At 42.2% G+C, this 25,101-nt stretch carries 22 protein-coding genes and 1 riboswitch; of the genes, 10 read left to right on the forward strand and 12 right to left on the reverse strand.

The annotated features are described in order from the left end of the window. Positions 1–36 precede the first annotated feature (36 nt). The 5 genes from ACFX4L_RS19275 to ACFX4L_RS19295 all read right to left on the reverse strand — a co-directional run bounded on the left by ACFX4L_RS19275 (position 37) and on the right by ACFX4L_RS19295 (position 4,456). A complete protein-coding gene (locus ACFX4L_RS19275) occupies positions 37–957 on the reverse strand; it encodes an EamA family transporter (protein ID WP_125163262.1) in 921 nt (306 codons plus the stop codon). Between the two features lie 293 nt (positions 958–1,250). Next, complete coding sequence (locus ACFX4L_RS19280; RefSeq protein ID WP_377405921.1) at positions 1,251–1,595, reverse strand: hypothetical protein; 345 nt, start codon at positions 1,593–1,595, stop codon at positions 1,251–1,253. 13 nt (positions 1,596–1,608) lie between these two features. Continuing rightward, positions 1,609–2,139 carry an NAD(P)H-dependent oxidoreductase gene (locus tag ACFX4L_RS19285; RefSeq protein ID WP_061461739.1) on the reverse strand — a complete coding sequence of 177 codons (531 nt, stop codon included), beginning with the start codon at positions 2,137–2,139 and terminating at the stop codon, positions 1,609–1,611. Between the two features lie 18 nt (positions 2,140–2,157). Then, positions 2,158–3,762, reverse strand: a complete 1,605-nt coding sequence (locus tag ACFX4L_RS19290; RefSeq protein ID WP_377384857.1) for a DHA2 family efflux MFS transporter permease subunit — start codon at positions 3,760–3,762, stop codon at positions 2,158–2,160. 55 nt (positions 3,763–3,817) lie between these two features. Next, complete coding sequence (locus ACFX4L_RS19295; protein WP_061461741.1) at positions 3,818–4,456, reverse strand: biotin/lipoyl-containing protein; 639 nt, start codon at positions 4,454–4,456, stop codon at positions 3,818–3,820. 343 nt (positions 4,457–4,799) lie between these two features. Between ACFX4L_RS19295 and ACFX4L_RS19300 the strand changes: the two genes are divergently transcribed. Further along, positions 4,800–5,258 (forward strand): MarR family winged helix-turn-helix transcriptional regulator, encoded by a 459-nt coding sequence (locus tag ACFX4L_RS19300; RefSeq protein ID WP_377384817.1) that lies wholly within the window; start codon positions 4,800–4,802, stop codon positions 5,256–5,258. 56 nt (positions 5,259–5,314) lie between these two features. On the opposite strand, the gene ACFX4L_RS19305 is transcribed toward ACFX4L_RS19300, so the two are convergent. The 4 genes from ACFX4L_RS19305 to ACFX4L_RS19320 all read right to left on the reverse strand — a co-directional run bounded on the left by ACFX4L_RS19305 (position 5,315) and on the right by ACFX4L_RS19320 (position 13,315). Further along, entirely contained in the window at positions 5,315–6,406 is a 1,092-nt protein-coding gene (locus ACFX4L_RS19305; RefSeq protein WP_284471723.1) for an FUSC family protein, read from the reverse strand. A 348-nt stretch (positions 6,407–6,754) separates the two neighbouring features. Continuing rightward, entirely contained in the window at positions 6,755–11,227 is a 4,473-nt protein-coding gene (locus tag ACFX4L_RS19310; RefSeq protein ID WP_377405923.1) for a glutamate synthase-related protein, read from the reverse strand. A gap of 338 nt (positions 11,228–11,565) precedes the next feature. After that, positions 11,566–12,855, reverse strand: a complete 1,290-nt coding sequence (locus ACFX4L_RS19315; RefSeq protein WP_089362905.1) for a glutamate-1-semialdehyde 2,1-aminomutase — start codon at positions 12,853–12,855, stop codon at positions 11,566–11,568. A gap of 139 nt (positions 12,856–12,994) precedes the next feature. Next, positions 12,995–13,315, reverse strand: coding sequence for a hypothetical protein (locus ACFX4L_RS19320; RefSeq protein WP_061461746.1), 321 nt, complete (start codon positions 13,313–13,315; stop codon positions 12,995–12,997). Between the two features lie 151 nt (positions 13,316–13,466). Between ACFX4L_RS19320 and ACFX4L_RS19325 the strand changes: the two genes are divergently transcribed. From ACFX4L_RS19325 to ACFX4L_RS19335, 3 genes are read left to right on the forward strand one after another with little or no spacing between them, the layout of a single operon-like run. Beyond that, complete coding sequence (locus tag ACFX4L_RS19325; RefSeq protein WP_061461747.1) at positions 13,467–14,474, forward strand: ABC transporter ATP-binding protein; 1,008 nt, start codon at positions 13,467–13,469, stop codon at positions 14,472–14,474. Positions 14,475–14,522: 48 nt separating this feature from the next. Further along, the gene (locus tag ACFX4L_RS19330) at positions 14,523–15,314 is read left to right on the forward strand and encodes an ABC transporter permease (protein ID WP_125163271.1); all 792 of its coding nucleotides are present in this window, start codon (positions 14,523–14,525) and stop codon (positions 15,312–15,314) included. Positions 15,315–15,318: 4 nt separating this feature from the next. After that, positions 15,319–16,104, forward strand: a complete 786-nt coding sequence (locus ACFX4L_RS19335) for an ABC transporter permease (RefSeq protein WP_048678294.1) — start codon at positions 15,319–15,321, stop codon at positions 16,102–16,104. A 42-nt stretch (positions 16,105–16,146) separates the two neighbouring features. On the opposite strand, the gene ACFX4L_RS19340 is transcribed toward ACFX4L_RS19335, so the two are convergent. Both ACFX4L_RS19340 and metE read right to left on the reverse strand, forming a co-directional pair. Continuing rightward, complete coding sequence (locus tag ACFX4L_RS19340) at positions 16,147–16,623, reverse strand: acyl-CoA thioesterase (protein WP_377405925.1); 477 nt, start codon at positions 16,621–16,623, stop codon at positions 16,147–16,149. Beyond that, positions 16,616–18,925: a 5-methyltetrahydropteroyltriglutamate--homocysteine S-methyltransferase gene (gene metE, locus ACFX4L_RS19345; RefSeq protein WP_377384810.1), complete on the reverse strand. Its 2,310-nt coding sequence runs from the start codon at positions 18,923–18,925 to the stop codon at positions 16,616–16,618. The genes ACFX4L_RS19340 and metE overlap by 8 nt, the downstream gene beginning before the upstream one ends. Before the next feature lie 145 nt (positions 18,926–19,070). Continuing rightward, positions 19,071–19,262: riboswitch (cobalamin riboswitch) on the reverse strand. A gap of 259 nt (positions 19,263–19,521) precedes the next feature. On the opposite strand from metE, the gene ACFX4L_RS19350 reads away from it, so the two are divergent. From ACFX4L_RS19350 to perR, 5 genes are all read left to right on the forward strand, one after another. Further along, positions 19,522–19,938 carry a potassium channel family protein gene (locus ACFX4L_RS19350; protein ID WP_284471719.1) on the forward strand — a complete coding sequence of 139 codons (417 nt, stop codon included), beginning with the start codon at positions 19,522–19,524 and terminating at the stop codon, positions 19,936–19,938. Positions 19,939–20,000: 62 nt separating this feature from the next. Further along, the gene (gene bcp / locus ACFX4L_RS19355) at positions 20,001–20,471 is read left to right on the forward strand and encodes a thioredoxin-dependent thiol peroxidase (protein WP_377405927.1); all 471 of its coding nucleotides are present in this window, start codon (positions 20,001–20,003) and stop codon (positions 20,469–20,471) included. 11 nt (positions 20,472–20,482) lie between these two features. Next, positions 20,483–21,592 carry an aminopeptidase gene (locus ACFX4L_RS19360; RefSeq protein WP_377384807.1) on the forward strand — a complete coding sequence of 370 codons (1,110 nt, stop codon included), beginning with the start codon at positions 20,483–20,485 and terminating at the stop codon, positions 21,590–21,592. A 148-nt stretch (positions 21,593–21,740) separates the two neighbouring features. Beyond that, positions 21,741–22,685 (forward strand): D-2-hydroxyacid dehydrogenase, encoded by a 945-nt coding sequence (locus ACFX4L_RS19365; RefSeq protein WP_377405929.1) that lies wholly within the window; start codon positions 21,741–21,743, stop codon positions 22,683–22,685. Between the two features lie 155 nt (positions 22,686–22,840). Further along, positions 22,841–23,284, forward strand: a complete 444-nt coding sequence (perR, locus tag ACFX4L_RS19370; RefSeq protein ID WP_061461753.1) for a peroxide-responsive transcriptional repressor PerR — start codon at positions 22,841–22,843, stop codon at positions 23,282–23,284. A gap of 94 nt (positions 23,285–23,378) precedes the next feature. Here the strand turns inward: perR and ACFX4L_RS19375 are convergent, their stop codons facing one another. Beyond that, positions 23,379–23,732 (reverse strand): YgzB family protein, encoded by a 354-nt coding sequence (locus tag ACFX4L_RS19375; RefSeq protein ID WP_284471716.1) that lies wholly within the window; start codon positions 23,730–23,732, stop codon positions 23,379–23,381. A 175-nt stretch (positions 23,733–23,907) separates the two neighbouring features. Between ACFX4L_RS19375 and ACFX4L_RS19380 the strand changes: the two genes are divergently transcribed. Beyond that, positions 23,908–24,783 (forward strand): nucleotidyltransferase-like protein, encoded by an 876-nt coding sequence (locus ACFX4L_RS19380; protein ID WP_061461755.1) that lies wholly within the window; start codon positions 23,908–23,910, stop codon positions 24,781–24,783. Positions 24,784–25,101: the final 318 nt, after the last annotated feature.

Consider the following 25,101-nt stretch of genomic DNA (forward strand, 5'->3'; position numbering starts at 1 on the left):
TTATAATGATGAACTTTACTAACCGGGACGTACTCTTTATGAAATTCTTTTTTCATTCCGCAATTTTTTCCTGCCAGTAAGAAATTCCGGAAGATGCTTAATTCCCTCAGGCAAGGCGATGCCGACGATGATCAAGCACATACCGAACCATTGCAGTGACGTAACCTGTTCATTCAAGAAGATGACTGAAACGACCATCGCTGAAGGCAATTCCGCTGCACAAAGAATCGTTCCAAGCCCAACCCCCACTTTTGGCAAACTGACAGCAAAGAAAAAGAAAGGAACAAGAACACCCAAAGTGCCGAGTAACAAACCGTAGTACCATAGGTTCGTTTGGACAAGGTTCGTAACAAGCGTGACCGGATTAGTCGTAAATACAGCAGTCAGCATGGCACCCGTTGCAATGAAAAACAACCGTTTCATTGAAGATTCCCCAACTGCGAATTGAGAGTTGCAGTACATGTATAGCGCAAAAAGCAACGCAGACAATAGTCCGAACAATACTCCTTTTAGGCTTAGGGCAGATAGAGGCTGACCAAAGATTGCCCCTGCCAATAAGGTACCGATGAAGAGAACGAATATGGCTATGAGTTTATTTTTATCAGGGCGCCTTTTATTTAAGAAGCTTTCAATAAGGACGCCTATCCAAGTAAATTGAAATAAAAAGACAACGGCAATCGATGCGGGAAGCTCTGATACGGAAACGGCATATGCCTTTCCGACGAAAGTGGACATCATGCCCGTGAATAATAGTAATCCGGCACTCTTCCATGAAACTTTATATTTAAACGAAAAAAGAAATAAAACGGAGACAATCAGCCAACCGACGAGGTATTGACTGCCGACCAGCTCTCCAGAAGAATGGCCATCCATAAATCCAAACTTGATCATGGTGGATAATGTGCCATATGAGATCGAACCAATTAAGACCATTATGATATATTTCAAAAGTTGCATGTTTTTCACCCCTATAAAAATAAAAATCGCCACCTGCCAAAAAGGCAAGTGACGAACGAAAAAAGGAAATCCTTTTAAAATTCCGTCTCTCAACAAAAGCTGAGTTTAAAAAAATGTTTGGTGTTGCATTAACTTAGCTTAAATTCTTTGTGAATATTTGTCAACCAGAAAAATAAGTAAAGCCTGCAACTCGATCTTTAAGCTGAAGGCGTGTCAGAGGGCGGAGAGGATCCTTTCATGGCATATAAAACAAAAACCCCCAAAGGCAAATATGCCGGATAGGGGGGCGTGTTTCAGTCGCCATTTTGCTGGAAATCTTCCAATGTACCACGGTACTCTTCGTCTTTCATTTTGCGAAGGTTAGACTTTTTTTCTATAGGTGGCTCATCGTTAGGCTTTTGATTGTGAAGCTTGGAAAGTACCGAACGATAATCCTTGTCTTTCATTTTCAATTCATCATTGTCTGTTGGGGCGATTATTTCGGTAATGGGATCATCATCCGAAGAAGAAGCGGACTCTTCCAACGAGTTCTCTTCCTCCACAACTGGCTTATCTTCAGGTGTTAAGGCTTTGATATTGAATGTGATCAAACCCGTAATCGCTAAAATGGCAACGATGATAATTAGAATTATGCCCATTGAATCAAGCCTCCTAGAGCTCGTTTGTGAATGAACGGGTGACATGGGCTACCCGTTTTCCTAATGCTTCTCCAAGCTGTAAGTCATTTTTGGTAATGTTGTCATCCACACCGGGAGGGCAGCTTATCCCTACACCATAGTAGGAACCATATAAGGCGTTTTCCGGGACCGTACCGGGTAAACCGACAATGATCATGCCTTGATGAAGCATAGGGGTGATTAAGTTCAGCATGGTAGCCTCAAGCCCGCCATGTATGGTGGCAGTCGTACAGAACACAGCACCCACTTTATTGATCAGCGCACCTTCTGCCCATAGATATCCAAGTTTATCAATCCACGTTTTCAAGCTCGAACTGATGGTGCCGAAATGACCCGGACAGCCCCAAATGATGGCGTCCATTTCCGGAAGCTTATAGACATCCGCCTCGTTTACATGGTCAATGAGTACCTCAGCCCCAGGAACCGCAGCGGCACCTTGAGCTATTGATTCGGCAAGTGCCTTCGTATGGTTTCCTTCACTGTCATATACAACATAGATCTTCATCCTAATCCCCCCATTTAATTAAACCGATTTTTTTACTGGCGAAGGCAGCAAAGGTACATCCAATTTTTCTTGTTTAGCTTGTTTGATTGCTTTGTCCTTCCGAACGTCACGCAAAAACAGTGAGAGAACTATACCGGCAATAGCAAAACCTGTTGCCCAAAAGAATGCATCATTGATTCCCATTACATTTGCTTGACCCTGGATTTTTGAAGAAATCAGCGACATAGCAGTCTCCTGTGCCTGCTCACTAGTTTGATTCATCGAACTCATGATGGATTGAACGATTGATTGGAAATTCTGAACAAAACCAGGATCACTCGTACTCATTTCCGATCCTAAAGCAGTGCCATGGAAAGAAGCACGGGTTGTATAAATGGTCGTCACGAAGCTGGTACCAATGGCTCCGGTAACTTGTTTCAGCGTATTGCTCATAGCCGTACCATGTGTGTTCAAATGCTTAGGAAGCTGATTCATCCCAGCTGTCATGATTGGCATCATCAGTAAAGACATTCCAAGTGAGCGGATGGCATAGATGATGACCAAAGTAGAATAGGTAGTTTCCGTAGTCAATTTTGCGAACTCGAAGGTTGTAATGGCAGTAATCGCTAAACCAACAAGTGCTAATGGACGAGGCCCGACCTTGTCGAATAACGCTCCTGAAATGGGTGACATCACCATCATCACAAGGGCTCCGGGTAACATCAATAGACCGGATTGAACTGGTGTGAATCCTCGTAGAGTCTGTAAATATATAGGCAATAAGAATATCCCGGTAAACATGGCCACTGTAACGATGGCGGAAATGATATTCGATAATACGAACATGTCATACTTAAATACACGGAAGTCGAGCATAGGCGTTTCCGATTTTAACTGTTGAACCACAAATAGGGTCAGAAGGATAAGCCCAATGATGATGGTTCCCAGAACGATGGAATCCGTCCAGCCTTTGGATCCTGCTTCACTGACACCGTATAGTAACGATGCAACACCAATCAAGGATAGTGAGGCACCCATCAAATCCAATTTGATTTTCTTGGGTTCTGCTACATTACGCATACTTAAAAAGGCAAGTGTCATGATAATCATGCCTAATGGCACCATTGCGTAGAACATGACCCGCCAGCTATATTCCTGAATGACCCAACCTGATAAAGTCGGTCCGATGGCAGGGGCAAACATAATGGCCAGTCCAAAGATTCCCATTCCTTTCCCGCGCATTTCAGGAGGGAAGATGAAAAGAATGATCGTCATGACCAATGGCTGTAGAATCCCGCCCCCCGCCGCCTGAATCAGCCGACCTGTAAGGATGACGGGGAAATTTGGTGCGATGCCGCAGATGAATGTCCCGACGGTGAAAAGAAACATGGCTGCGATGAATAAGATCCGCGTGCCAAACCGTTCTATTAAAAAAGCGGACAGTGGAATCAAAGCCCCATTCACGAGCATGAATCCAGTTGATAACCATTGAATCGTAGTCGCAGCTACATTAAATTCGGCCATCATCCTCGGCATGGCGACACTAAGCAGGGTTTGATTCAAAATGACCATGAACAAACCTAGCATTAAGATAATTAACATGGGGGCAAACTGTTTCATTCCCTTGTTTTCATTTACTGATATTGTTTGAGAAGCCATTTAAGGAAAGCCTCCTTTCTATATAACTGTGTGTGCCGGTTTATTTTGTTGAAATTTTCACTTCTGCGTTCATACCAGGCAGAACTTTATCGGAGGGTGCTTTAATGGAAATTTTAACAGGTACTTTTTGAGTGACTTTCGTATAGTTTCCGCTGTTGTTTTGATTGCCCATCACTGAAAAGACGGACGTTGTAGCATAACCGATCTGTTCCAATGTACCTTCGAAAACAGTATCGGGATCTCCATCGATGATAATATCGACGCTGTCACCTTTTTCAATATCCTTCAATTTATTTTCTTCAATATTAGCTGTTATGGATAAATCATCCATATTGATAGTCTGAGCAAGAGTTTGACCAGCTTGAACTAGCTGCTCATCATGCACTTGTGATTTAACGATTGTACCTTGTGCTGCTGTTTTTACTGCTTCTTTTCCGTCTAAGGTGGTTACATAGGCAACTTTGTCATTCTTACTGACGCTGTCTCCTTCGTGTAAGTCCCAATCTGCTAATTTACCGGAAGCGGGGGCAACGATTGTATATAGATCTCCCGACACTTTCGCTTCATCCGTTTTAATGAAATTCGTGCTTTCATAATAGTAATAAGCCCCACCGGCTACTACCGCTAATATAATAACCAAACCAATGACATTGATTAAAACTAAACGTCCTCTATTCACTTATTTCGCCTCCAAAAAATATTGATGATTGATTCTTGTAATCCATTGTTGATTCACTTTCATTAAATGACTTCACCTATGTGATTGCAGCCTCCTATATCCAATATATATTATTTAACTTTAATAAATATTAATTTTCATAAATATTAATATTATTAAGTAAAGAGTTTACCAGTTTAATTTATTTTTGTCATGTAATTTATTCGGAAAAGGAGTGGAAAGTAAATACATAAAAATGGTTAAAATTTGAATTTCTTTTAGTTTTAAGGATATATGGAAAGTAAAGTTGACAATGGAATGTCATTTAATTAAATTTAAGAAGTAGGGTTGTCCTATATAAGGAGTGAGAAGGCTGGATTTTAAATGGGAAGTAACCAATAGTATAGAAATGCAGATTTTCCGGATTAGGAAGAAGCTTGGGGCCATCGTAGCAAAAAATCTTCAGCCTTATGGATTAACGTCGCCACAGTTTTTCATATTATTAATATTGAAAAAAGAGGGGGCCATTAAGTCGACCCAGCTGGCTGACTTCTTAACGGTAAAGCCAAGTGCGATTACCGTATTTGTAGATAAGTTGGTCGAAATGGATTATGTGAAACGGCAGCCCTCCGAGAAGGATCGCAGGGTCATAAACCTAGAATTGAATGAGGCAGGGCAAGAAATTTTGGGGAGAGTCCTTGCGGAGCATAACCAATTGATGGGCAAAAACTTCAATTCATTCTCAGAAGAAGAGCTGCAGGATCTCTTGAAGAAATTGGATACGATTGAAAAGGCGGCTGATCAAAACCTTTTGGATGATTGAAAAAGGCGCATCCTCTAAATAGAGACGAAAAAAGACGGTTCCTAGGAACCGTCTTTTTAATCCTCTTCATACTGGACAGATATTTCGTTATCTTCCTTATGGAAGGACTGGAAGCTGACAATCAGCTTTTCAAGATGTTCCAATTGTTCGTCATATTCAATGACTGCAGAAATCAATGGAACAAGGCGGGCAGATAGGTGGCCCAGATCATCATGCATTTCGTCCACTTGATTCTGCTGTTCGAAAAAGTGGGCGAGCAGTTCTTTACGACTTAAACAATCCTGGTCCCAATCTTCAATCTCCTCGATGGATTTGATTTTTTCGATATGCAGCAATATCAATTGTTCATGCTTTCGAATCAAGGAATCAATCTGTTGTAGGATACTCCGTTGGAAATCTTCAGGCATTTGATATACTTCATTCTCGAATTTATGGACTCTCTTCAAGGTTTCAAATGCTTTTTTTGTTGTAATGATCATCTGTCGATAAACGACAAGCTTTCTTGCTTTGGCTATACTGTTCTTCTTGAAATATTCCCGTTCCTCTTTGTACATGGAATAGACTTGTTCCAGATCGAGTAACTCGGCCTTTAGTCGGCTGATGTCTTTTTTCAGTAAAGTGTGTTCTGTAGCATGTCTTGTGCTGATTCTGATCCATTTTAAGATGTCTTCCGTTACATCTGTGATGCGTGTATAAAGTTTAGCTTCATATTTTGGAGGAATGAAAACCAGATTCACGATAAAAGACGAAACGATTCCAAGCAAAACTGATGAGAGACGTATAAAGGCAAAATTCAGGAAATCCCCTTCCTGGTTTTCCATGATGGCAATTGCTGTCACGATGGAAAGGACTATCGTTTTATCCATTTTTAATTTTAGATTGATGGTTATGACAACCATCACGGCAAGACCGATAATAAAAATATCATTTCCGAACAACAAAACGAAGGAGACAGCAACCAACGCTCCAATGATATTTCCTTGAATTTGCTCCAGCACCGTTTGGTATGAACGGTAAATGGTCGGCTGTATTGCAAAAATTGCAGCAATCCCAGAAAGGACAGGAGCAGGAAGGTTAAGCAGTTCCGATATATAAAGCGCTAAAACAATTGCTATTCCTGTTTTGAGAATGCGGGCACCAAACTTCATATATAGGTTAATCCTTTCTTTGTGATGTAATTGATCATGGTAAGTAAAGGCTCTATTTATTTATAGGCTTTTGCTTAAAATTGTATTCTAACTTATTTGTTAGTACTTTACACTAAAATGAGAGGATGTAAACAAAAAGAAATATACAGGATTTTCCTTAAAGTTACAATAGGTAAACTCAAGTTTAATATATAAAGAAAATATAGGCAATTTCTTGATTGTTTTCAACTGTGTTTTTCTCCGTTTAAAGATTATCCCATGGTATATGACTGAAAAAGCTGATGCTCTCGAATTGAAGAGCATCAGCTTTTTTTATAAACGAATATCAATTTAAATATATTTTCGGCATCACTCCGTGGATACAGCGGGATCTGCTTGTTCTTTAACTGGTACGACTTGAAGGAAGTGCTCTCCAGGATTTTGAAGCAGGGCCTCTAAGGAGGCTGCTTCTTCCGTTTGGCCATGATCTTTCAATAGGTCCGTGTATTTGCCAAGAAGTTCGGCCACGTCCTGCAGGCCTTTAGCAGATAGGGGCTCAATCGAAATCTTTGCCCCTTTTGCAACCCGCCTCTTAATGACCTCCTTGGTTAATCCAGATTCAGGCTGTTGCCGTAAATAAACGACACCGCCAGTCATCCCTGCGCAAATCCATGGACCTGGGTCACCTAGAACCAAACCTCTTCCATTTGTCATATATTCAAAAGCGAATCCCTTAATATTGGAAGTCACCGCAGTATTACCGGTTTCCTTTTCAGGAAGTGGTTGTTTCAATAATCCTCCAATGATCATATCAGCTCCGGATAGCCGGATTCCCGCTCTGGCATCGGCATCACCTTGGGCAATGAGGAGACCATGCTGTGCACCGTATCCAAAGCCCTTACCGACAGAGCCATTGTAGAACTTCCCATCTTTTCCGGGAGATTTAAAGATGGCAATATTACCGCCAATTGATGTTTTGCCAATTCCATCCTGGGCGCCGCCATTCACGCTGATTGAAATCCCCTCCGTATTGTATGCCCCAAGTCCATTACCCGGGATGGAACCATCCTGGTAGGATAGGTGAACGGGAGGAAGTTTTTTGTATGATCCGTCAAGTCTTCCCCTGACGCGGTGACAGGACACCCTGCTGCCGAGTACGCGCTGTTCGGAAGTGATCGAGCTATAGTTGCGAGATTGCTGCAGATCATCTACATGAGAATCCAGATATTCAGCGCCAACGGCAACCTGCATGGAGCCTTCATTCAAATATGCCGCCGTTTCTTTATGTGAGAATGGTGTTATATCCAATTTTTTTAATAAATAGGTTAAATCCAGTGATTGTTGACCCTTAACTTGCTGAAGCAAATCGGAACGTCCGACGATATCCTGAAGATTCTTCACCCCAAGGGATCCAGTCAACGATTGGAGTTCTTTGGCAAATGCACTGAACATATTCGTTAAACCTTGAACGGCTAAATCAAATTTTCGTGGAACAAAACGCCGCAGCCCATGTTCTTTAGCTTGTGCTTCCGATTCGATTTGAGTGGCGATGCCCACATGGCAGGTATCAAGGTGACATCCGCGGCACGTTGTACAGCCGACGGCGATCATCGAAAGGGTCCCAAACCCTACGCGGTTTGCCCCAAGCAGCATTAATTTCAATACATCCATCGAGCTTTTTAACCCGCCATCAGCCCAAATTTCAACGGTCTGACGAATGCCTGACTCAAGCAGTGCGTTATGGGCAGCTTTTACACCAATCTCAACGGGTAGACCGACATGTGCGAGTGCATGAATCCTGGCAGCGCCTGTTCCGCCATCAAAACCAGAAAGCGTAATGATATCGGCCCCTGCTTTGGCGACGCCGACCGCAATCGTACCAATGTTTGGAACGACCGGTACTTTGACGGCAACTTTTGCTTTGTCGTTTGCCGTTTTTAACTCATGGATCATTTGGGCCAAATCTTCAATTGAGTATATATCATGGTTATTGGAAGGGGAGATCAAGTCGGAACCGATTGTTGCATTCCGGGCTTCCGCGATTTTCGCTGTGACCTTGGACCCGGGAAGGTGACCGCCTTCACCAGGTTTTGCCCCTTGCCCAATTTTAATTTCCAATAGATTTGAAGAGTTCAAGAGTTCTGCATTGACACCGAAACGGCCGGAAGCGATTTGCTGTCCGCGGGATTTCGGGTACTTGCCCAGCATATCCTTGATTTCCCCGCCCTCGCCATTCATGCTGATCATGCCTAATCGCTCGGCAGCTTCTGCATATGCCCGGAAAGCAACCTCATTTTGTGATCCAAAGGACATGGAGGCTATGACGAACGGCAATTCCTGTTCTCCGACAGAAAGGCTGACTTCTTCAGAAGGTATGGAAGCATCTGAAGGTTTTAATGATGTCAAATGGCGGATCGTCGTAGGATTGGACTCTTCCTGTTCGGTGATCTTTTCGCGATAAGCGTCATAGTCCCCGGTAGAAGCAACTTCCCCGATTGACTTCCAAATTCTTGGGAATAAGTGGAAGGTTTTTCCCATCCGTTCTTTTTCATTTCCGTAATCTTCCGCACGCTGGATGGCGTCGGCCTTGATTTTATCAAAATTGTAGTCCAGATCATTGGAGCCGAAGAAGTTAGCCACATTTAAATATTTCGCGATTTCCTCATGTAAACCGATGCTTGAGAAAAGTCTTCCGTAGCCTCGCAGCTCATGAATGCCGATGGTTGAGATAACTTTTTCAAGACCTTTCGTCAAGGAGTTATAAAGATTGGTAACCCCCTTAAGGTCATCTGAAGATAAGGAAAGGAACATATAATAAGGGCTGATTAAGTTGGCCCCAAGACCATAAGAAACGATGATATCATGCAGTGACCTTAGCGATGCGGAACGTAACAGGATGGAACAATCCCTCCGCTTGCCAGTTCGGACCAATGCTTGATCGACGGAAGAAGTGACAAGGTGTGGATCAAGCCAAAAGTTGCCGTTTTGATGTGCAAGTGCATCATCCAATACGATAAGCGTCTTTCCTTCATCCACTGCATTGACACTTTCATCAGTAATCCTCGTCAAAGCATCCGTGATGCTTTCATCCTCTTTGAATGTGCTTGAAATGAAATGCACGAGTTTTTGATCTTGGTAATATTTAATGAACTGGTCATAGCTTGGCTGCGATACGATAGATGAGCACTCATAACCCATTAATCCTTCAATCAATAAGGGAGTCAGCAGCTCTGTAACCTTTCCGGCCTTATTTGCTTCGAATAGGGAAGGCCGTTTTCCGATGATGGTTCGTGTTGAGAAGTGCTCGGTTTCCCGGTCCCGGTCGATTGCTGGGTTTGTTACAACGGCCACGCTTTCCTTAATGAAATCCGCAATGTTGGTCCGTTGGGGATTAAGTGCTGCCAGTGGCGCATCGTGACCAAGTGAACGAATGGGTTCGGCCCCTTTTTCGGCCATCTGTTCCACTAATTGAACATGCTCCCTTTCCCATCCAAAGGCTTTATACTGTCCATTATGAATGGCTTGCGCGTTTGACATGGAGACAACCTTTTCAAAGACTTGCGGCTGCAGGCGGACCCGGTCATTGGAAAGAACGAAACGATTATTGAAGAGTTCAAATACTTTATCCTGGTAATCCTTGTATGTGTACAGTTCAATACTGTCGCCGTTCCATTTCAAACCCACTTTTTCCCCAGGGCCCATCGGTTTCGGATTTCCGGTATATTCACTGGAAGGGATGATTCCTGGTTCGGAAGTGAACATATAGGATGATTCCGTTTCAATATTCCATAATGGGCGCAGGCCTAAAGAATCGACAGAGAACACGGCTTCATCGCCGAAACGGGAGATGATTCCGGCTGGACCTTGTGCAAAATGACCCCATGCCTCCCGTAAATACGTATATAAGTCTTGTAAGTGATCGGGGTATTCCTTGATTTCATTAATGATTGGGGGGAACATAAGGTCGACAGCTTCAAATAAAGAGTAGCCATGACGGCAGATGAAAGTTTCGATCGTCTTGTTTAAATCCTGTGAGTCGCTTCCGTCTTTAGCGATTGGAACACCGATCATTTTCGCTTCATCACGCAATTTGGCAATCGTATTGATTTCGCCATTATGGCCAAGTACACTGAAAGGCTGAACCCGGAAGAAGCTTGATAGTGTATTGGTTGAAAAACGATTATGACCCAGTGTCATGGTGGAGGCAGCTAAAGGGTCCGCAAGATCAAGATAATAGGAAGGAAGCGTATCCCCCGCACCCATCACTTTGTAGACCGCATGATGCTGGCTTAGCGATGCAACATGGATAAAATCACTTTTTTCGATGTCGGAAGTCAGCTCAAAAAGAACATTTGAAAGCTCCTGGTTGTTTTCGATGGCGGAGGAACAGGCAAATTGCCAGAACACTGGGTCTTCTTGAATGGCAATCGGTCCCAATGCCTCAGAACGGTAAGCTTTATCCGTTTCGAATATCAAGGAGAGACCATGTTGAAGCAGTTTCTCCTTGACTTCGATTTTTAAGTCGTTCGCATCCGTTTTTTTGCTTAAAAATAAGTGACCGACTATGAAGGAATCTTTATCGACGATGCTTGAATCGATATTTACAGCTTCAAGCTTCTTTTCCCAAAGAGCCCGGGGAATATCGATATGGATGCCGGCGCCATCGCCCTCACCATTGATGAAGCCGCAGCGATGGTTCATTTTAACCAGGGCGTCGATACAGGCAAAGATGTTTTCGTTAGTAGGGATCTTCTTTTTTTCGATACAGGAAACGATTCCGCAAGCATCATGTTCTTCCCTGTAAAATTCTTTGAATGTAGCAGGTGTCCATTTTTGGGTCATATGTGTGGCTTGAATAAGGTTACCCTTATTTTCGGCCTTTCACCTCCTGTAGCATTTGTTTTATGGGGGGATATTAGTAAACCCGAACAATTGTCCAAGTTCTGGTAGATTGAAAGAAAATGTATAAATGTATATAAATGTATCCATATCATATCATTTAAATATTCAGAAATCAATTTTTTATACAATGGATTGGATGCTGTGATTGATGGCACTTTTGTGGGGAATGGCTAAAAAGGCTAACTTTAAAGATTTATTACCCGGGAATAAGAAACCCCCAAGATTGATGTGCATCCTGGGGGTGTATAAAAAATGTATAATTATGCTGTTTTGATTTATTATATTAGGTTTTTGAATGCATGTTCAACCGCTTTTAGAGTATAAGCGATATCATCATCCGTGTGAGCTATTGTCAAGAACCAGGCTTCGTATTTTGAAGGTGCCAAATTGATGCCCTGGTTGAGCATGAGTTTGAAAAACTTAGCGAACATTTCGCCATCAGTATTTTCCGCCTGCTCATAGTTTTCAATCGTTTCTGTCGTGAAATAGATCGTCAATGCCCCTTTAAGGCGATTGATGGTGATAGGGACATTATATTGGCGAGCTGCTATCAGGATACCTTCTTCAAGAATTTTTCCCAACCGGTCAAGCTCGTCGTACAGGCCCTCTTCTTTAAGTACTTCCAAGCAAGCTATCCCGGAAAGCATGGATGCCGGATTTCCTGCCATCGTACCTGCTTGATAGGCTGGTCCTAGGGGGGCTACAGTTTCCATGATCTCTTTTTTACCGCCATAGGCACCAATCGGAAGTCCGCCGCCGATTATTTTTCCAAGCGCGGTCAAATCGGGTTGAATTCCCAAGAAGTCCTGTGCCCCTCCGTACATGAAGCGGAACGCTGTGATGACCTCGTCAAAAATGACCAGTGCTCCTGCTTCGTGTGACAATGAAATGACTTCTTCCAAAAAGCCAGGGCTCGGTTCCACGATTCCAAAGTTGCCGACGATCGGTTCAACCAGCACGCCTGCAATTTCATGTCCCCATTTATTCAGTGCTTCCTTAAATGGCTCGATATCATTGAAAGGTACCGTGATGACTTCTTGTGCGATGCTTTTTGGAACGCCCGCAGAGTCCGGTGTTCCTAGCGTGGACGGGCCGGAACCTGCAGCGACGAGAACAAGGTCGGAGTGTCCATGGTAACAGCCTGCAAACTTGATGATCTTATCACGTCCAGTGTAAGCACGGGCCACACGGATGGTGGACATGACAGACTCAGTGCCTGAATTGGTGAAGCGAACTTTATCCATGGATGGTATTGCCTCTTTCAACATTTTGGCGAATTTGACTTCATGTTTTGTCGGTGTACCGTATAAAACGCCCGTTTCTGCTGCTTTAACGATTGCCTCCGTAATATGTGGATGTGCATGTCCAGTGATGATCGGGCCATATGCAGCTAAATAATCGATATATTTATTGCCATCAACATCCCAGAAATAAGCCCCTTTGGCATGATCCATGGCAACTGGTGAACCGCCGCCTACAGCTTTGTAAGAACGGGATGGGCTGTTAACCCCACCAACGATATGTTCCAGTGCCTCTTTATGTAGAAGCTTCGAATTACTAAAATCCAATCTTAAAACCTCCTAAAAATATAAACCTGCCTTAATCATAGCACTTTTCCGCCCGTAAATCTGGGATGGAAGGCTAGGAAATGTGATCCGTCCACTGATGAAATGCTGCAGCCTTAGAAACAGCAGGATTCGTGGGCCTTCATTTTGTTTGGGAAATAGGGCCGGGCCCCAAAACTCCGGTTATGAAAGTCAGAATGTCCAAGATAGTGGCAGGGTTTTCGATGTTGAAGGATTGGCGGTTCATTTCGCCCTGGGCTTGGTAATAGATAAGATGGCCGGTTCCTTTTTCTTCATTAATATGAATGTGGAAACTTATGGGGGTGCTTTCGATCGATCCGCTGGAATCCCTTTGGATGACCTGGCATAATAATTCACCGTATTCATCTTCATAAAGAAAATCATATCGAAGGTCGATAACGACCTTTTCGATTTGGGATAGTAATAATTTTTTAATATTCATAGCATACTTGTCTCCTTTATATATGTATCTCGTACAACGGCCGGACTCGCCCTGAAAATGATACATGGCATCCAGGCATTTTTATTGTCTAAAAAGGTAAGGTTGGATAAACTAATTCATTAGGACAAGAGATTACGGAGGATGTAACAGGATGAGTGATGCAATTCAAGTGAAACAGCTTCGGAAGGAATTTAAGTCGGCATCAAGCCGTTCGGGGTTAAAGGGTGCCTTCCGGGATTTACTTACAAGAAATTATAAAATCGTCCCTGCCGTCAATGATATCAATTTTACTGTAAAAAAGGGTGAGATGGTAGCTTATATCGGGGAAAATGGTGCAGGAAAATCGACCACGATCAAAATGCTGACAGGTATTTTGGAACCGACAGCAGGTGAAATCACAGTCAATGGCATGAATCCTCATAAGGAAAGGGAAAAGTTCACACAAACAATAGGAGTTGTATTTGGTCAGCGCTCACAGCTTTGGTGGGATATTGCGGTTCAAGAATCCTTTAGGCTGCTAAAAAAGGTCTATAAAGTAACGGATGAACAATATAACGATCATATGGAACATGTCATCAAGACGCTCGATATCGGTCCCTTGCTCGACAAACCAGTGCGTAAACTCTCACTTGGTCAGCGAATGCGCTGTGAGCTTGCGGCGGCATTGATCCACAATCCGCCTTTGCTGTTCCTGGATGAGCCGACAATAGGCCTTGACGTACTCGTGAAGATGAAGATTCGTGAGTTCCTGAAAGAAATCAATGAGAAATATAATACGACAATCCTTTTGACTACCCATGATTTAGGAGACATTGAGGCATTATGTGAACGCGTAATCATGCTTGATGAAGGACAGATCATTTATGATGGGGAATTGCAGAGTTTGAAAGATAACTGGGCTGAGGAAAAACAGATCCATTTTCAATTCATCGAGCCGATTGCATTGAAGGAATTGCAATCATTAGCGCTCCCATTTACCGCAAACTGGGTTTATGATGAGAAAAATCAAACATACATTGCTCTGTTGAAAGAAGAAAGTGATCATATTTCACAGCTTGTTTCAGCTGTCGTATCTCATTTTAAAATAAAGGACATCAAAATTCATGAAACGTCCATTGAAGAGATTGTTCGCAATATTTACGAAGAAGGCACTGTCTGACTCTCTTATCATTAAGAAACAACGTGTCTATCAAGAAGGGGGAGGGCAATGGGGAAGTATCTTGCAATGATTCGCATGCGTTTTTTGATGATGCTTGCGTATCGAACGGATTATTATACCGGCATTTTAATTTATAGCATTAATATCGGTGCTTATTATTTCTTATGGAATGCAATATATGGAGAAAAAAGCTCCATCGAAGGACTTTCAAGTATACAGATGACAACATATGTCGCGGTTGCATGGATGGCGCGCGCCTTTTATTTCAATAATATTGACCGCGAAATCGCCACTGAGATCAAGGACGGCAAGGTCGCCATTGAAATGATCCGGCCTTATAACTATTTAGGCATGAAAACGATGCAAGGGCTTGGGGAAGGGATATTCCGATTCTTCTTCTTCTCGATTCCCGGAATGCTGCTGGTAGCTTTCATTTTTCCTATCGAATTGCCGCACGAACCGGCTACGTGGGGGATATTCGGCATTTCCTTGCTGTTCAGTTTCATCATCAATACACAAATTAACTTATTGACAGGAATCACTACCTTTTTCTTATATAATAATGCCGGATTGATCCGGGCTAAAAGGGTTATCATTGATTTGTTTTCCGGTCTGCTGCTGCCCATCAGTTTTTATCCGATATGGGCGCAGGAAGTGATGAAATATTTGCCATTTCAAGGGATCAGCTATGTACCAAGCATGATTTTTACGAACGGGTACAGTTCAGGCGAAATTGGCATGGCGCTTTTACAGCAGTTAATTTGGTGCATCATTCTCATAATACCGATTCAGCTTTTATGGATAGTCGCAAAAAAACAGCTGATTATTCAAGGAGGTTGACGGGATGTTTTATGTATCGATGTTTTTTCAATATGTGAGTCAATATATGAAAACAAGATTGCAATATAGAGCAGATTTCTTCATGGAAATCCTATCCGATCTGCTGAATCAGGTCGTGAACCTGGTATTTATCTTAGTCGTTTTTGGACATACCCAGTTTTTAAGCGGCTGGAGCCGTGAAGAAATCATATTCATTTATGGATTCTTCCTAATCCCATTCGCCCTTTTTTCTGCCTTTTTCAACATCTGGGATTTTAATGACCGCTATATCGTCAAAGGTGAAATGGACCGGATATTAACAAGACCGATACATAGCCTGTTTCAAGTCATTTTAGAAAGAATCGAGCTAGAAGCGTTATTTGGTGTTGTGACCGGTTTGATCATTATATTTTATTCGGGGATTTCATTGGATCTGCAGCTTGCGTGGTATGACCCGATTCTTTTCATCATTTTTGCAATAGGCGGGGCCCTTGCTTATGCAGCTATATTCGTTGCGATAGCAAGCATTGGGTTCTGGTCGGATGCGAAAACATCCATTATGCCAATGATGTACAATATCGGGAACTACGGGCGCTATCCTGTTGATATTTATAATAAGGTCATTCGTTTTGTCCTTACATGGGTATTGCCATTCGCGTTTGTTGGTGTTTATCCTGCATCTTATTTCCTTAGAAAAGAAGAGTGGTATGCATATGCATTTGCCACACCTGTAATTGGGGTTGCCTTTTTCGTGATATCCGTTTTCATATGGAATCAGGGAGTGAAGAGGTACCGCGGGGCAGGAAACTAAAAGAGCCCCTTCAACAGCATTCATGTTGAAGGGGTTTTTTGTTTATTTGCGTTTATTCTTTCTTTCAATATATCTTGCTTGTGCTTGAACATATTGCTGCTTTTCCTCTTCCGTTTCCGGAATGACCTGAGGTACGTTTGTCGGCTTACCGTCTTCATCAATGGCCAGCATCGTTAAAAAAGCGCGTGCCGTAAGCTGTTTTTCACCTGTTAATAGGTTCTCACGCTCCACTTTCACGAATACCTCCATTGATGTGCGATGAGCACAGGTGACATAAGCTTCAAGGTTGATCGCATCCCCTGTCTTGATGGGGGCCAAAAAATCAAAAGAGTCGCTTGAAGCGGTCACAACGGGTTTTCGACAATGGCGCATAGCTGAAATGCAGGCTATTTTATCAACAAAGGCCATTACTTTTCCGCCAAAGATGGTATTGTGATGATTTGTATCCGGTGGAAAAACAAGGTCGGTTAAAAATGTCCGTGACTGCTGTGTTGGATGGGCAATGATCTTTTCAATCATTGGCTGTTGGTTTAGCTAAAAGGTTTTCACGGACGATTTTTGCTGCTTCGACCATGTTTTTCAGGGAAGCGACGGTTTCCGGGATACCCCTTGTTTTCAGGCCGCAGTCGGGATTGATCCAAAACTGGTCTTTATCCAGTACCTTGATGCCCCGTTCAATCATATCGACCATTTCGTCCACTGCCGGCACACGCGGGCTGTGAATATCATACACACCAAGGCCAATACCTTTTTCGTATGTTCTTTCCTCGAATGCGGAAGCAAGCTCTCCGTGGCTACGGGATGTTTCGATGGAAATTACATCGGCATCAAGGGAGGAGATGACATCCATGAAACTGTTGAAGTCGCAATAGCACATATGCGTGTGAATTTGGGTTGTATCCTCGACGCTTGATGTGGATATCAAGAACGAATTAACAGCCCAGTTCAAATACTCATCGCGATCGGTTTTTTTCAATGGCAGACCTTCCCTAAGTGCAGGCTCATCAACTTGGATCATTTTGATTCCAGCCGATTCCAATGCAATGACTTCTTTTTCCAAAGCAAGTGCCAGTTGGTAGCAAACATTCTCCCTGGAAATATCATCACGGACAAATGACCAGTTCAAAATCGTGACAGGACCTGTTAGCATTCCCTTTACCGTCTTGTTCGTCAGTGATTGTGCGTATACACTTTCCCTGACTGTCATCGGTTCGATGAAATCGATGTCACCGTAGATGACTGGTGGTTTCACGCAGCGAGACCCATAGGATTGTACCCAGCCCTTTTCTAGAAAGACGAATCCGCCTAACTTATGGCCGAAGTATTCAACCATATCCGTCCGTTCGAATTCCCCGTGTACAAGAACATCCAAGCCGATTTCTTCTTGGATATCAATCCACCTGCCGATTTCTTCGTTAACGAATGTTTCATATTGCGAAGCGGTCCATTCTCCTCTTTTGAATTTCCCACGTGCTTGTTTAACTTCAAATGTCTGTGGAAAGCTGCCGATCGTAGTCGAAGGAAGAAAAGGCAATTTGAAAAATTCCTGTTGTTTTTGGTAACGTTCTTTAAATGGAAGCTGACGGCCGACGTTCCTGGTTTTAACCTTTTCGACATTGGATTGTACATTCCCATGATTCCGTGCATTTGAACTTGCTAACGTTTGAACCGTAAATTTATTAGCATCGACTTTTTCGGCGATTGCTTCAAAGCCTAGATTATTCCCTTTGACCAAGAGTATGATTTCCTCAAGTTTCTCATCAGCGAAAGCGAGAGCCTCTTTCACTTCTTTTGAAAGGGCGGTTTCATTACGAACGGTCACTGGGACATGAAGCAGGGAACAAGAGGGCTGAAGCCAGATTTGGTCTTCGGCTACCTTTTTCTTAAGAGTCTCGATCAATTGAATTTTTTTCGATAAATCAGATAGCCAAATGTTTTTTCCGTCAATCACACCTGCAGCAAGCACTTTGTCCTTCGGGAAACCGAATGCTTCAAGATTACTTAGATTCTTCCCTTTATCATGTACAAAATCAAGACCGATTCCTTGGACTTGTAATTCGATGACTTCTTGGTAATGCTCCACGGCATCAAAGTATGTTTGTAGCATGATGTTCAGGTTTGGTGCTGCTTCATTCAGTTTTTCATAGAGGTAAGTAACAGTTTGCATATCATCTTTGGAAATGGATGAAACAAGAGAAGGTTCGTCCATTTGAACCCACTTCACGCCTTCTTGCTCCAACTCTTGCAGGATTTGCGTGTATAGGGGAAGCAGGCTCAGGATGATGCCAGGGATATCTTTTTTATTGAAGCCTTTGGAAAGGGAGATGAAAGTATAAGGTCCAATCAACACGGGTTTGGTTTCAATCCCTAGCTTTTCCTTGGCCTCCCGATATGCTGCAAGTGGTTTATTTTCTGTTAAAGTCAGCTGTGACAGGCTTAATTCAGGGACAATATAGTGATAGTTCGTATTGAACCATTTCGTCATTTCGGAAGCGACTTCATCATTGTTTCCGCGGGCCATTGAATAATAAACGGAAAGGGGAACGCATCCGCCTTCATAGGCTGAATAACGTTCAGGAACAAGACCGAACATGACGGACATATCCAGCATTTGATCATATAAAGTGAAGTCGTTGGCAGGAATGATATCAATGCCTCGTTTCTTCTGTTTTTGTAAGTTGCCTAAACGGATGGCTTTTAGTTGTGCCGTAAATTCTGCTTCATCGATTTTACCGGACCAGTAAGCTTCTAATGTACGTTTCCATTCACGATCTTCCCCGATTCGCGGGTAACCCAAACTACTGCTTTTCAAAATTCCCATCCTCCTACATTCATTTGATTGAACAATAAAAAAGCATCCCTAACCGTCAAAAGAGAAAGTTAGAAATGCTTAAAATAAAGAGGCATGCAGAATGCCCCTTACAATTATAAGGTCCCTAACACCTCCCTATCTCCCGTAGGTTAAAACAGTGTTGTCGAAATAGGCAGGTCTCCTGACTTAGGGAATATCATTAGCGACGGGCCTTCCCGATCCGTTGATCAGTGGCATATTGGATGGCGCTAACATTCCCATTACAGTGGCGGGACCGTGCCGGAATTACACCGGGCTTCCCTTTTAATCCTAATGAAAATTAGGAACCTATTTCCACATATGAAATTTCACAAAACCTGCTGGGTAAACTGATTGCAGGTGGTGAATATTTATAAAATAAAAATTATTATAAATATTTAGACAACCTTAACATATCCGACTAAAAGGGTCAACATGAAAAAGATTCGGGATAAGGTCCCAAATTCCTGACAAATGCGTTTAGGATGTGTTAGTGATAAGGATAAAGTCTGTCCCTAAGAAAGAATATATTGTTTGGACAGGGAGTATGTATAGAGGGAGTGGCGTTTTGAAATGGGGCGTGGGGGATGACTTTCTACATCTTGATTGCAGGAATCATTTTTTGCATGGTGATGAGCATTCGTACCTTATTTCTTGTTGAGTCGGGAGGAAAGAAGTTTTCTCTGGAGGATATGCTGTGGCTTGGCAATTTATATGCGACGATATTAGTTGGATTTGCACTGATTTATTTATTATACGAGCTTCAGAATCATTCAGTGATTCTTGATATGGGCAATCGTTTGGACGGCAGTTTTTACGAGCAACTGAAGACTTCTTTTTATTTTAGTGCGATGACGATGTTTTCTGTAGGGTATGGGGATATAGCCCCGATAGGCGTAGGCAGGATGATTGCGACAATCCAGGCATTCATCGGCTATACGCTCCCGGCCGCGTTTGTAATTCGGACGGTGATTGATTTAGATCAGGAAAGAAGGAATAAATGAAAGTTGTATTTCTTTCGATTATTGGGTACTCTTACCATAATGAAAGAAATGGAGGGTTCAATATGACTGTTAAAATTGGAGAAAAAGCACCTGATTTTCAACTCCCAGCAAACAATGGTGAAATGGTTTCCCTATCGGATTTTACGGGGAAATACATTGTTTTATATTTTTATCCAAAAGACATGACGCCAGGATGCACGACGGAGGCCTGTGATTTCCGGGACCACAATGAGCAATTTGAGGAATTGGACGCTGTCATCATTGGTATCAGTCCAGACCCAGCGGCACGACATGAAAAATTCATCGAAAAACATGGATTGCCTTTTCTGCTGCTAGCTGACGAAAATCATGAAGCTGCTGAATCATTTGATGTGTGGCAATTGAAAAAGAACTTCGGCAAGGAGTATATGGGCATTGAACGTTCAACATTCCTGATTGATAAGGCAGGTAAGATAGTCAAAGAATGGCGTAAGGTAAAAGTAAAAGGCCACGTCGAAGAAGCTCTTGAAACTCTTCGCGACCTCAAAAAATAAGGGACAGGCAAATGAAGGATGAGCGAATAACGAAGCTTGCTGCCAGGCTGATTCATCATTCGATACAATTAAAGCCAAAAGAGAGAATCCTTATTCGGGGCCATATCAACACGAAACCATTATTGAAAGAGCTGATTGATGAAACATACAGAGTGGGTGCTTATCCATATGTAGAACTTGAAGACGATGAGATAAGCCGGCATCTATTACAAGGGAATGTGAAGGAACAACTTGACACATCATCGCAATGGGCTCTGAAGAAATATACGGATATCGATGCGGTCATCATCATCACCGGTGAAGAAAACGATGTGGAAATGACTGATGTTCTCCTCGAAAGGCACCGTCTTCAAGGGGAGGCTATGAATTCTCCAACTCTTTTTTATGTGAACAACCGACGTTGGGTCTTGCTTAATTATCCCACCAACACATCAGCGCAAAAAGCCGGCATGACTTTCGACAGGTATCAAGACTTCCTTTTGAACGTATGCACAATGGATTATGGGAAAATGGAGGCGGCATTAAAACCGTTAAAACTATTGATGGAACGGACTGACAAAGTCAGGATCGTTTCACCAGGGACAGATTTGACCTTTTCCATTAAAGGTATGCCGGCTATCATATGTGCCGGAAAAAAGAATTTACCGGACGGGGAAGTATTTACTGCACCTATAAAAGAGAGCGTCAATGGAAGGATATCCTTCAACACACCCACAACCTATGAAGGAATCACTTTTAGTGACATAGAATTAAACTTGAAAAAGGGGAAAATCAGTAAAGCCATTTCCAATCAATCTTCTAAAATGAACCGAATTCTGGATATTGATGAGGGGTCCCGTTTTATCGGGGAGTTCGCAATTGGAATCAATCCATACATATTGGAACCTATGGACGATATATTGTTTGATGAGAAAATAAGCGGGAGTCTGCACTTGGCTCTTGGACTTGCCTATGAAGAAGCTGATAATGGAAACCGTTCATCCATACATTGGGATATGGTCTTGATCCAGCGTCCCGAATATGGCGGTGGTGACATCTACTTTGACGATGTGCCGATCAGAAGGGATGGCGTTTTCATATTGCCGGAATTATATGCATTAAACCCAAATTCATTAAAATAAAGCCTTTTTTAATAAGGGTAAGGCTTTTGTCCAACTCAAAAAGGGGACACCTGAATATGCTTTATTAAGGGAATACCTCCTCAGAGAAAGTTGCGCGGGACATACAGAGCCCGTGTTTTTTTATGTTAATTATAAGGGAGAGACAAACATGTTAATACTTTCAACGATCATTCCTAATGAAGGAATCCAAACGAAGATGAAGGATGCTTTTCCTGAATTGAACTTCATTTATCAAGAAGGATGGATGGATGAGCGACTTAGTGAAGCGGAAATCTTAATTACATACGGTGAGGACTTAACTGAAAAAATCATTGGGAAAGCGGCGAACTTGAAATGGATTATGGTCATGAGTGCAGGAATGGAGTTAATGCCTTTTAAAGCCATTGAGGAACGCGGCATTTTGGTTACGAACGCAAAAGGCATTCATAAAATTCCAATGGCCGAGTATACGATAGGGATGCTTTTGCAATATGAAAAGAAATTGAAGCTGCTTATGAAGAATGAAAGGGAAGAAATGTGGGATAGAAAGATCGAAGTAGGGGAATTGAATGGCAAAACGATGCTCGTCCTTGGTGCCGGTGCAATAGGAGGAGAAGTGGCTCGTCTCGGGAAAGCCTTTAGGATGACGACACTGGGGGTGAACCGGAGCGGGAAGCCGGTGGAGTCCATTGATCGCCTTTACACCCTGGATAATTTACTGGAAGCCATACCTGGAGCTGATTACATCATATCTGTCTTGCCTAGTACGGATGAAACGAAGGATCTTCTACAAAAAGAACACTTTAAAGCAATGAAAGAATCTGCAGTATTCGTGAATATTGGCCGCGGCGATCTTATTGACGAGGAAGTGTTGATAGAAGCCCTGGAAGCCGGCGAATTAGCTCATGCCATCTTGGATGTATTTGATCCGGAACCTTTAGAAAAAGGGCATCCTTTTTGGGGGATGGAGAATGTTACGGTCACGCCGCATCTTTCAAGTAAAAGCGGAGAATATTTACCAAGGACCTTTGCGATATTCGAGAAAAATATGCGTGAATACCTGAAGTCTGGAAAAGATTTCATCAACGTAATCGACTTATCGAGGGGATACTAAACACAATACGAAAATGTGAAAGATTCAAAGCTTTGTGAATAAACTAAAAAGAGATGGTAAAACCATTGAATTATTGACAAATTCAACGTATAAAAGGTACACTATTTATAAATATTATAATTTAAGAATTCATACTTAATAAGAAAAAGGGGTGGATGACGGTGTCTGAAGTTCAGTTAAAAGAAGCGTTGGATTCCCTAAAAGATACCGGTGTAAGAATAACTCCTCAACGCCATGCGATACTAGAGTATTTGATTAGCTCCATGTCCCACCCTACCGCTGATGATATATATAAAGCGCTGGAAGGCAAGTTTCCGAATATGAGCGTGGCGACAGTTTATAACAACCTGCGTGTTTTTCGTGAGGTAGGTTTGGTAAAAGAACTTACGTATGGTGATTCTTCTGCAAGGTTTGATTTCGTGACGACGAATCATTATCATGTAATCTGCCAAACCTGCGGGAAAATTGTGGATTTCGATTATCCTGCATTGGATGAAGTCGAGCATTTCGCAGCACAAGTCACTGGTTTCAATGTTAGTCACCATCGGATGGAAATCTACGGCGACTGCACGGATTGTGCAGAAAAAGAAACGCATTAAAAAAAAGTTCCTCCACTTGGTTGGAACTTTTTTTCATGGTTATGAAGAAATCAAAAGGTCTTTATGTTAAGAAGTTCAGCTAGCTGGAATTCTTCTAGTCATGCAGGCTTTTGCGATTATATTTTTCGTTGAATTCTTCGCCTTCCAACTTTTTGTCAAGGGTCAAGGGTTCTTCACAATGCATGCAAATATCTACACGCCCTAATATTTTTGTGGGTTTGCCGCAGTTAGGACAGATAACCTGGATCGTTTTTGTAGAAAGCATTCCAATCCAAAAATAAACCCCGGTGCTTGCGATTATGAATAAAAGGCCAAGTCCCATGAAAAGTGTCATGATAACAGGATGTGTTTTGAAGAAAAGTCCAATATACATTACGATAAAGCCGATGAAAATCAAACTCAAGGCAAATGTACGTATTTTATTGATTTTGCTAGAATGTTTAGCCATGGATTGTCCCTCCTAAAATATAACTTTAACTATAACATAAACTAAGGATGGAACAAAAAAGAAATAAAGGATACATATTACTTTTGAATTGAAATGGTTTAGGGTAATGGACTTAAGCAGGAATATGAAGAGTTTTGTCGAAAGTTATAAAAAAAAGGTTTTGGAGGAATTTATGATGGAAGATATCCTTCGCCCGATTTATCAAGAGCGAGCAAGTTTAAAATCTACACTTGGAATCTTGTTAATTGAAAAAAGAGATGATAATAGCCCGAATACCGATACGTTTGACTACATCCTTTTTGTGATTGCAGACGATGCACAAGAGGCCGTGTTTTTAAAACATTACACTTACCAGGATAAAAAAGCGGCCTTGCATATCGTTAAGGAAGACCAGTTAAAAGAATGGCTCCTATTAGGGACGAACCGCAAAGTGGTTGACTGGATTTATAACGGGAAGGTCCTTTTTGACCGGAATGAATATTTGGACCGTTTGAAAACCGAAATTCGGGAGTTCCCCTTCTATGGAAGGAAGTTAAAGATGGGGATGGAGTTCGCGAAGTTAATTCGCAGGTACATGGATGGGAAAAGCTTCTTTGAAAAAGGCCATTATCTTGAGGCATACAACCATATCGTTCATTCCCTGCATCACTTGGCCCGTTTGGAAATAATAGAACAAGGCTTTTATCCAGAGGTTACGGTATGGAACCAAGTGAAGCATATGGAGCCTGAAATCTACAAGTTGTATAAGGAATTGATCAGCAGTGAGGAAACTCTCGAAAAAAGATTGGAGCTTCTATTCCTTGCGAGTGAATTTCTTATTTATTCAAGGACGAATGCTGGTTCACAGCATTTGGTTGAAATAATGGGGACGAAAGAAGATCCGTGGACGATTGCGGAGCTTATGGAGCATCCGGAAGTTAAGTTTTATTCAGTCGATCTAGGTGTTTTACTGGAATATTTGATAGAGAAGAAGGTAATCGATGTCATCAAATCGGAGACCAAAGGACACGAGGTTTATCATCGGTTTTATCGAGTGTCAAAAAACTTTTAAAAAAATGTGTTTTTATTGTTGACCAATAATAATATAGGTGTTATATTAATACATGTCGCTGCGGGACATCAGCTTTCGCAGCTTCATTAAAACAAAAAAAATAAAAAAACATGTTGACAACATGGTTGATAACATGATAAGATGTAAAAGTCGCTTACGAAGTAACGACAACGAAATTGCTCTTTGAAAACTGAACAAAACAAAGCGCCAACGTTAAAATTTAAGTGAGCACACACTATTAAAAAAAGCAAAATGAGCAAGTCAAACATTTCTTCGGAGAGTTTGATCCTGGCTCAGGACGAACGCTGGCGGCGTGCC

This window comes from Peribacillus sp. YIM B13482 (genome assembly GCF_042787975.1).
Taxonomy (GTDB): domain Bacteria; phylum Bacillota; class Bacilli; order Bacillales; family DSM-1321; genus Peribacillus; species Peribacillus simplex_A.